The sequence below is a fragment of the Psychroserpens mesophilus genome (assembly GCF_050617655.1).
GTDB lineage: Bacteria > Bacteroidota > Bacteroidia > Flavobacteriales > Flavobacteriaceae > Psychroserpens > Psychroserpens mesophilus_A.
The window spans coordinates 1-240 of sequence record NZ_JBODQC010000456.1 but is presented as its reverse complement, the minus strand read 5'-3'; the positions used below and the strand labels follow the sequence as shown (position 1 = coordinate 240).

1 protein-coding gene is annotated in these 240 nt (G+C 65.4%); it reads right to left on the bottom strand.

Annotated elements, in window-relative coordinates:
- A partial coding sequence (locus ACRHNM_RS17975; protein ID WP_431137997.1) for a Gfo/Idh/MocA family protein occupies window positions 1–240 on the bottom strand: 240 nt, incomplete at both ends.

Genomic DNA, 240 nt, shown 5'->3' with positions numbered 1-240 from the left:
CATAGCTGGCATAGGCCTTGTTCTCCTGCGAGGTCTGCTCCCAGCTGCGCGCGCTGGCGGCCGTGTCCGAAAGCACAAAGCTGCCCAGCGCACCGCTGGCAAAGCGCAGGTTGACGGCCACCGTGTCTTCCACGGCAAAACCGCGCGTGGCATGCGAGGCGAAGGCCTGCACGGCCACGATGTCGCCGCACAGCATGCGCAGGTTGTGGACCTCGTGGATCATGTTGAGCAGGAAGGGGC